Here is a 6,841-nt window from a genome sequence, read left to right as displayed (position 1 = left end):
TAGGGTTTGGGCATATTTACAGCGATCGCGTTTTGCAGGATAACGAAAGGGACTACTTCTAGTTTATGCCCAAACCACCTTGGCGGTTGCTATACGTGCTGTTTTTGATGCAATTTACTACCTCTAGTATTCCCGGAATGCTTAAAAATCTTTCAGTCAGCTTGAGCTGACTTAAGCTATTAGCCTTGGAATTCCGAGGCGGGTAAGCGATGTCTACGACGAGCTATGCTTACGCATTTCACACCGCTTCATCAGTAAGGCGATACACCAGGGAGTATTTGCCGGCATTTGATCATCATCTAATGCGTCATCCGAAGTGTCCCGGTTGGTGGGAGAATAATAACGAGAAATCATGCAAGCCTGGTGTTGTCTCCAGCCCAAAGGAATCTGTAGAAATGTGGAAAAGAATTGTATTAATTTTACTATTGGTGTTGAGCTTCAGCCTGAGTAATTCTGGTGTAGCGACTGCGGCTGGACTTAAAAGCTTTGTAGACAGTAGTGATGGCTATCAGTTTTTATATCCTAACGGCTGGCTGCAAGTTAAAGTTGCCAACGGGCCAGATGTGGTTTTCCACGATTTGATTGAGGTGTCGGAAAATGTTTCGGTTGTGATTAGTCCAGTTCCAGAAGGCAAAACTTTGTCAGAATTGGGAACCCCAACAGAAGTAGGATATAAATTAGGAAAAGCAGCTCTGGCACCTCCTGACTCTGGTCGTTCGGCTGAATTAGTCAATGCCGCAGAGCGAGAAGTAGACGGTAAAATATACTACCTTTTAGAGTATGAGGTTAAACTCCCCAATCAACAGCAACGACATAATATCGCCAGCGTCGCTGTTAGCCGTGGTAAACTTTTTACCCTCAACGCCTCAATTCCTGAAAAACGCTGGCAGAGAGTTAAACGAATGATTGATGAGGTTGTCAATTCTTTTTCTGTTTATTAATTGGGGAGTGGGGAATAAGGAGTGGGGAGTGGGGGGATGAGGGGACAAGGGGACAAAGTGAATAAGCAATGCCCAATGCCCCATGCCCAATACCCAATTACCAAGTTTGTCAGAAATATCATGAAAATTCCATCTTTTGTACTTGCTTCAGCTTCCCCAGCCCGTCGCCGCTTGCTGCAAACTGTTGGTATTGAACCGATAGTTCGACCCAGTGACTTTGATGAGTCGCAAATTGAACTAAGTGAACCAGCAGAATTAGTCAAAGCTCTTGCCCAATACAAGGCGGAAACTGTAGCCCCGCAGTTTGAATCGGCTTTGATTATGGGTTGTGATTCAGTTTTGTCAATCAATGGTGAAACTTACGGTAAACCACCAGACATCTCGGAAGCGATCGCACGTTGGCAGATAATGCGAGGTAACTTTGGTGACTTATACACAGGTCATTCCTTAATTGATATACACCAAAACCGCACTTTAGTCAAGTCTCAAGTCACAAGAGTTTACTTTGCTCAAATGAGCGATCGCACCATCCAAGCCTATGTTGCCACAGGTGAACCCCTCAAGTGTGCTGGTGCCTTTGCCATTGAGGGTTTTGGTAGTTTCTTCGTGGAAAAAATCGAAGGCTGTCACAGCAATGTAATTGGACTCAGTTTACCCCTGTTACGGCAGATGCTAGGGGAATTAGGATACGATGTCACTGATTTCTGGCAATAGCCCAATACCCAATGCCCAATGCCCAATGCCCATCAAGTGTTTGCTTAATATTGCAGACCACAACAGGTATGGCACGACAGGTTGTAGACTGGCTACTAGATCGCATTCCCAACTAGAATATGTCATTTACTTCTATGCCCTCGCTGCGTCAACAACAACATCCCCTAATTCGTCAGCTAGCTGATTGTATTGAGGCAGCTTGGCATCAACACCTGGATCTATCGCCCTACCATTTGCCTGATGAGTTGGGATATGTGGAAGGTAGACTAGAAGGCGAAAAACTGACGATTGAAAATCGCTGCTATCAAACGCCCCAGTTTCGGAAAATGCACTTGGAACTGGCAAAAATCGGAAATATGCTGGATATTTTGCACTGCGTCATGTTTCCCCGTCCAGAATACAACCTGCCGATGTTTGGTTGCGATTTAGTTGGGGGTAGAGGTCAAATTAGTGCTGCGATCGCCGACCTTTCACCGATTCACGTAGAGCGCACCTTACCAGAATCGTATACTTCTGCACTAACACAGCTAACAGTGCTTAACTTTTCCCAACCCCGTGAATTACCTGAATGGGGAAATATTTTTTCGGATTTTTGCATCTTTGTCCGCCCCAGTTCCCCAGAAGAAGAAACAATGTTTCTCTCGCGGGTGCGAGAATTTTTAGACATTCATTGCACCCAAGCGATCGCCTCACATCCTGTTTCAGTTGAACAAGTCACACAAAATCTCGCCGGACAACACAACTACTGCACCAAACAGCAGCAAAATGATAAAACCCGCCGCGTACTAGAAAAAGCCTTTGGCCCAGCTTGGGCAGAACATTACATGACCACAGTTCTATTCGATCTGCCAAATTAAGCTGCCATGTCCTGTGAATACAAATACTGCTGAAACCGGATAAACACTTCACTGATATTCGCAACGCTCCCTAGTTCTTCAACAGCATGATATTTTAACTCTAATTCTCTGACTATTGAAAATCCAAAACCCTCAAGCGCTTTAATTACTTTTAATATTGAGTGGAATCGGATTGTGTTGCATTCGCTCAACTAGCGATTTGAGAAACTCTCGCTTAGTCTCTGTACTAGAAATGGGTGGCGAGATAACTTGAAGGGGCTGAATCAACAATTCAACCTCAGTTCCTTCGGGCAACTCAAACGCTGTTTGCAGGACGAATGCACCGTTATGATAAATTGCTTTCAGAGCTTGGGGCATCGTGAAACTCCATGCAGGTTAACATACACTCAAGCATAGCTGATCGCTTCATTATTCATATTCATGATCGCAATCACATAAGCTAGACTCTTCTTCTTCTTACCCGTAAAGGTATCAGTCTGAAGTTGCTCAAGTTGCTTAGTCGTCAGATTACCCCGACGTAAATAGTCGTAACTCTTACACAAGAACCCCGCAGATTTGCAAGCCCATCATAAATGCGATCGCTCGACTTGGATACAACCGTAAGTAGCAACCGCAATTTTGAAATCATTTTTAACTTTGCTTGGTTTGCGAGACTCACAGTTCCCCATCTGTAGGCTCTGTTACGTTTTCCTATAACGGATAAATGTAGAATTCATTCAACGAGAGTTTAATGGAGTCCCAAAACAGCAGCAGGGAGAATAGTAAGGTCTTTGAAGCTAATATCACAAAATGGTTTGTTGTCTTGGTAGGTGTATAGCAGTTCCCGATCTGGTGAGGTACGTTTTCAAAGCTACTAACCTTGGTAACAAAGATTTGGGTGTACCTCAGTTGCTTAGGAAACGCTATAAGCAACTAGGACAGCTAACTCATTGATTAGAAAGTTAAGGAAACTCTAATGTTAGAAATGCTCAAGTTGACAGATATTTTTTAGTTAGTTAATTGTTGATTGACTTAAGGAAGACTCACTTTTGTAGCAACATTGTATCAAGCATTGGCAACAGTCTATTTTTGATGTTTCTTTTCAATTTTGTGACTAACTGTAGCCGTAGTGAATGTAGCAGTAGAGTACCGCATCATACCAATTTAGGATTTTGTGTAGAGACGTGATATAGCAATCAGAATTGAAATGTGAGAAAATACTGAGATTAAAAGTACGTATTTTAAAGCCTTTCAGCGATTATCTCTCTCACGAATGATTTAGGATTGTTATATATCGCATCTCTACATCTAGATTCATACTGCTTGTGAATTCTGCTAACTTCCATTGCACTCATGTCTCAATAATACTCAGAGTTATTGAATAGCCAGCTACTATAGCGTTTTTTAGTTTCAATACAGACCTAATAAGAACAGCCCCTTAAGAGCAAGGGAAGTGAGGTCATTGTATTGCATACAAACGAGCGAGCGCTATAGAAAACACCATTTTACAAAGCCATAGTGTTGAGCGTTCATCACACAATGGATTTTAAGCCATACCCAGCTTTAAACCACTGTTGTTTGTCCTAAGCGGCTGGCTGTTGATTAAAAACCCTTTTATTTTTACTTCCATCAGCACAATTCAGGTAAACGGGCAACATACTATGTCAAGGGTGACTGAAAAGCCAAACCCAAGTGAGCAGACACTTAATCGTGAACAACCTAAGATTTGGTGGGGTATCGCTGTCGCTGTGCCAGTAGTAATCGCTGCTGGGATACTAGGTACAGCCAAAATCGAGCAGTTGAGAAAACTAACTACATCCGCACCCATAATGCCATCTACCAATAGCATTAGTGCTGTAGGGCGTTTGGAACCGCGAGGCGAAGTTGTTAAATTGTCCGCCCCATCATCAGGATTAGCACCATCGTCACGAATTCAGCAACTTTTGGTGAGAGAAGGTGAACAGGTAAAGCAAGGTCAAATTGTCGCAATTTTGGACAACCGCGATACCCAAATAGCCGGACTAGAAGAGGCAAAAGCCAAAATGCAAGAATCCCGTGCGAATTTAGCGCAAGTTAGAGCCGGATCTCCAAGAGATATTCAAGCCCAAAGAGCAGTTATTGCTCGCCTACAAGCGCAGTTACTTGGGGAAAGGGATGCTCAACAAGCAACGATCGCGCGGATTGCAGCTCAGTTAAGTGGTGGTAAACTCGTCCAACAAGCAACCGTGAATCGCCTAGAAGCTGAACTTAGTGGGCAAAGAGATGTCTTAAGAGCGACAATCGGACGTGTCCAAGCCGAACAGCGCAATGCCCAAGTCGATGCCGGACGCTATGATTATTTATACCGAGAAGGTGCGATTTCTCAGCAAGAGCGGGACAGAAGACGCTTGAGTGCAGTAACTTCTAATCAGCAGGTTGCTGAAAGTCAAGCTACGCTGAAGCAGACATTGGCAACTCTACGACAGCAACTTGCTGAGGCTAGAGCTAACCAAATACTAAATTTAGCAACTTTGCAACAGCAGTTAATCGAAGCCAAAGTTAACCGCGAGAAAACTTTAGCAACTTTGCAAAGACAAATCGATGAAGAAAAAGCCAAACTGAGCAAAATTTTAGATGTTAGTCCTACCGATGTGCAAGTAGCGCAAGCCCAAGTTAGTAATGCGATCGCAAATGTCAGAAAAGCCGAAGCAGAACTGAGATTAAGCTACGTTCAAGCACCAATCGCTGGAGAGATTTTAAAAGTTTACACCAAATCAGGCGAAGCGATCGGTGCAAATGGCATTGCTGAAATTGGCCAAACCAAGCAAATGTTTGCGATTGCTGAAATCGCCGAAGACAGCATTGCTAAAGTGCGTATTGGTCAAAATGCTACTATCACCAGCGACAATGGAGCATTTAGCGGCGAATTAAAGGGAACTGTCACTGAAATCGGCAGAAAAATTGGTAAAAAAGATGTGCTGAATACAGATCCAGCAGCAGATGTGGATGCCAGAGTCGTAGAAGTAAAAATTGCTCTACCTCCAGCAGATAGCCAGAAAGTTTCTGGTTTAACTTACGCTAAAGTTATTGTCGAAATTAATAACTAATCAAGTTATAGGTATGAGTGTCACCCGCATGGATTCAAGGAAAAATCTCAAATCTCAAATCACTAACTGTGCTTGGATGCCTAGAAAATGAATCAAAAAATACCTCTGTCTTGGCTACAACTGACAAGAGAAAAAACTCGCCTAGCTGTAGCTTTAGCAGGAATTGCTTTTGCTGATATTTTAATGTTTATGCAACTCGGTTTCCGGGATGCTCTGTATTATAGTAACGTTCGATTCCATAACAGCTTGCAAGGCGATATTGTTTTAATTAACAGTCAATCTAGCGCTGTATTGGCGATGAGAAGCTTTTCTCAACGGCGATTATATAAAGCTTTAGATTTACCCGCAGTCCAATCAGTACATCCGATATATTTGGACTTTACAATCTGGAAAAATCCTGTAACAGGTCGTCCTCGTAGTATCCTAATATTTGGATTTAACCCAGAAACTAACCTAGTTAACTTACCTGGAGTTCAGGAGAATTTAAATAAACTTAAACTACCTGATGTAGTTTTATTTGACCGTTCTTCTAGGGTAGAGTATGGGCCAATTACTGCTAACTATGAGCAAGGAAAGACTGTAACCGCAGAAGTGCGAAGGCGGCGAATTAAAGTAGAAGGGCTATTTACATTGGGGGCATCATTCGGCGCAGATGGTAATTTAATTACGAGTGATATTAATTTTTTACGGATATTCAACAATCGTCAACCAGGATTAATTGATATTGGGTTGATTAGATTAAAACCGGGAGCCGATGCTAACGTTGTCGCCCAAGAATTACGAAAGTATTTACCTAATGAGGTAAATGTTTTAACTAAGCAAGAATTTATTGATTTTGAGCGGAATTATTGGGCAAATAGTACAGCTATTGGGTTTATTTTCACATTAGGGACTGTCATGGGTTTCATTGTGGGAACTGTGATTGTTTATCAAATCCTTTATACAGAAGTTGCAGATCACTTAGCTGAATACGCTACTCTCAAGGCAATAGGCTATACACAAAACTATTTATTGACAGTCATCCTTCAAGAGGCTTTACTATTAGCAGTTTTAGGCTATTTTCCTGGAATTACATTTGCTTTTTTTATGTATGATAGTGCCAGAAAAGCAACACTTTTACCAGTTTTCATGAGTTTTGATCGCGCCGTAATGGTGTTGTTTTTGACTATGATGATGTGCATTATTTCTGGTGCGATCGCAGTCCGAAAATTACGTTCTGCCGATCCAGCAGATATCTTTTAGTTAATTCAATATTAATTAAAAG

The 6,841-nt window shown here is 42.2% G+C and carries 7 protein-coding genes; 5 read left to right on the top strand and 2 right to left on the bottom strand.

Features of this window, described 5'->3' with window-relative positions; all coding sequences use genetic code 11:
* Positions 1 to 395 precede the first annotated feature (395 nt).
* The 3 genes from psbP (at position 396) to V7K36_RS26780 (ending at position 2,512) form a co-directional block, all read left to right on the top strand.
* A complete protein-coding gene (gene psbP, locus V7K36_RS26790; protein ID WP_334828293.1) occupies positions 396 to 941 on the top strand; it encodes a photosystem II reaction center PsbP in 546 nt (181 codons plus the stop codon).
* 120 nt (positions 942 to 1,061) lie between these two features.
* On the top strand, positions 1,062 to 1,655 hold the full coding sequence (locus V7K36_RS26785) for a Maf family protein (RefSeq protein ID WP_335120716.1): 594 nt from the start codon (positions 1,062 to 1,064) through the stop codon (positions 1,653 to 1,655).
* A gap of 119 nt (positions 1,656 to 1,774) precedes the next feature.
* The gene (locus V7K36_RS26780) at positions 1,775 to 2,512 is read left to right on the top strand and encodes a phycocyanobilin:ferredoxin oxidoreductase (RefSeq protein WP_335120708.1); all 738 of its coding nucleotides are present in this window, start codon (positions 1,775 to 1,777) and stop codon (positions 2,510 to 2,512) included.
* Between the two features lie 141 nt (positions 2,513 to 2,653).
* On the opposite strand, the gene V7K36_RS26775 is transcribed toward V7K36_RS26780, so the two are convergent.
* Positions 2,654 to 2,869 (bottom strand): antitoxin family protein, encoded by a 216-nt coding sequence (locus tag V7K36_RS26775; protein WP_335120707.1) that lies wholly within the window; start codon positions 2,867 to 2,869, stop codon positions 2,654 to 2,656.
* A 29-nt stretch (positions 2,870 to 2,898) separates the two neighbouring features.
* A complete protein-coding gene (locus tag V7K36_RS26770; RefSeq protein WP_335120706.1) occupies positions 2,899 to 3,054 on the bottom strand; it encodes a hypothetical protein in 156 nt (51 codons plus the stop codon).
* A gap of 1,098 nt (positions 3,055 to 4,152) precedes the next feature.
* On the opposite strand from V7K36_RS26770, the gene V7K36_RS26765 reads away from it, so the two are divergent.
* Both V7K36_RS26765 and devC read left to right on the top strand, forming a co-directional pair.
* Positions 4,153 to 5,577 (top strand): HlyD family efflux transporter periplasmic adaptor subunit, encoded by a 1,425-nt coding sequence (locus V7K36_RS26765; RefSeq protein WP_335120705.1) that lies wholly within the window; start codon positions 4,153 to 4,155, stop codon positions 5,575 to 5,577.
* An 87-nt stretch (positions 5,578 to 5,664) separates the two neighbouring features.
* Positions 5,665 to 6,819 (top strand): ABC transporter permease DevC, encoded by a 1,155-nt coding sequence (gene devC, locus V7K36_RS26760; RefSeq protein WP_335120704.1) that lies wholly within the window; start codon positions 5,665 to 5,667, stop codon positions 6,817 to 6,819.
* Positions 6,820 to 6,841 lie beyond the last annotated feature (22 nt).

Source organism: Nostoc sp. (genome assembly GCF_036919555.1).
Taxonomy (GTDB): domain Bacteria; phylum Cyanobacteriota; class Cyanobacteriia; order Cyanobacteriales; family Nostocaceae; genus Nostoc.
Note: the sequence above shows the minus strand (reverse complement) of the source record. Positions and strands in the feature narration are given on the sequence as shown.

What these genes read in the sequence shown, in the direction of transcription:
- psbP (WP_334828293.1), top strand. Translation starts at nt 396, where the DNA reads ATGTGGAAAAGAATTGTATTAATTTTACTATTGGTGTTGAGCTTCAGC.
- V7K36_RS26785 (WP_335120716.1), top strand. Translation starts at nt 1,062, where the DNA reads ATGAAAATTCCATCTTTTGTACTTGCTTCAGCTTCCCCAGCCCGTCGC.
- V7K36_RS26780 (WP_335120708.1), top strand. Translation starts at nt 1,775, where the DNA reads ATGTCATTTACTTCTATGCCCTCGCTGCGTCAACAACAACATCCCCTA.
- V7K36_RS26775 (WP_335120707.1), bottom strand. Translation starts at nt 2,869, where the DNA reads ATGCCCCAAGCTCTGAAAGCAATTTATCATAACGGTGCATTCGTCCTG.
- V7K36_RS26765 (WP_335120705.1), top strand. Translation starts at nt 4,153, where the DNA reads ATGTCAAGGGTGACTGAAAAGCCAAACCCAAGTGAGCAGACACTTAAT.
- devC (WP_335120704.1), top strand. Translation starts at nt 5,665, where the DNA reads ATGAATCAAAAAATACCTCTGTCTTGGCTACAACTGACAAGAGAAAAA.